2 protein-coding genes are annotated in these 1,178 nt (G+C 78.6%); both read right to left on the bottom strand.

The window, feature by feature from the left end; all coding sequences use genetic code 11:
* Window positions 1-381 precede the first annotated feature (381 nt).
* Window positions 382-573: a hypothetical protein gene (locus ABD308_RS32250; RefSeq protein ID WP_344342988.1), complete on the bottom strand. Its 192-nt coding sequence runs from the start codon at window positions 571-573 to the stop codon at window positions 382-384.
* 234 nt (window positions 574-807) lie between these two features.
* The coding region (locus ABD308_RS32245) for a lanthionine synthetase LanC family protein (RefSeq protein WP_344342986.1) at window positions 808-1,178 on the bottom strand (371 nt) is incomplete at its 5' end.

The following is a 1,178-nucleotide window of genomic DNA, read 5'->3' as shown; positions in this document are numbered from 1 at the left end:
GCGGCGCCGGCGGGTGTCGCGGGCAGCAGCCGGACGGCGGCCAGCGCGCCGCCGAGCATCGCCAGCTCGGGGGCGCGACCGACGGTGATCGACGACGTGGTCCGCATGGCCGCAGGCTACTTGACGGGGTATCCGTTCTGAAGAGTGGTGAGTCGGCTACGAAGCAGACACGGTGTCACCACCGGGTGGTTACCGTACGACCACACGCGGGGTGGAGGGGCCGCGCGGTCGGCCCGGGACGGCGGGCGCGGGCCCGTCCGGCCCGTCCGGCCCGTGTCCGGGTCCGCCGCCGAGGGGCTGCCCGTTCCTCGACGGCGGACGGTCCGGCCGGTCAGGGCCGGGGGTGGTGCGGTGGCGCGGGCCGTACTCGGAGGGGCTCGCTCAGAAGGGCGTGGTCATGGTCGGGAACTCGACGATCGGCGGGATGGCGCCGCCGGTGCCGGCGAGCAGACGGGAGCGCAGGCCCAGGCCGTTCCCCGGGCGCAGGCGGATCTCGCCGGCCGGGTGGTCGGCCGTCTCGCCGGGGCGGGCGGCGGATTGCGGCAGGGTGAGCCGCTCATCGTGGTCGTGCATGGTCGGAGCTCCGTTCGGGTCGCGGTGGATGGTCCGGATCGTGCGGATGGTGGGGGTCGGTGCGGGACGTCCCGTGGGGAGGACGTCGCACGGGTGGCGCCGGTTCGGTCGGGGTGGCCGGGACGGGTGGTGCGGGGTGGCGCGTGCGCGCGTGGGGACGCGCACGCGCGTGCGTGGGGGCGCTGGGGGGCGGCCGGGGGCGCGCGGGTCGGTCAGGAGCTGGTCGGGCGCCGGTCAGCCGAGTACGGCCGGCGCGGAGCGGCACGCCGCCGGCACCCGCGGCCGCAGCAGCAGGGCGGGCGGCACCTGGTCGGGGAAGCCGAGGCGGAGCAGCCCGTGGCCGATCCCGGCCAGGCCGGTGAGCAGCCCGGGGTGGGGCACCTGGTCGGGGGCGCCCGAGCGCGGCCCGTCCTGGTCGACGGCGGCCAGCAGCGCCCCGGCCCGGCGGACCCAGGGGGTGCGGCCGGCGGCGGGTCCGTGCCGGCCGAGCAGTTCCAGCACACCCAACTCGCCGTGGCAGAGGCTGTGGTCGCCGAGCGGAGCGGCGCGGGCGGTGTTCCGCACGGCGCGCTGGGCCCAGTCGGCGAGCCGGCGGGCGGCGAGCG

It is taken from the genome of Kitasatospora putterlickiae (assembly GCF_039527695.1).
Taxonomy (GTDB): domain Bacteria; phylum Actinomycetota; class Actinomycetes; order Streptomycetales; family Streptomycetaceae; genus Kitasatospora; species Kitasatospora putterlickiae.
This window is presented reverse-complemented; position numbering and strand designations above follow the sequence as displayed.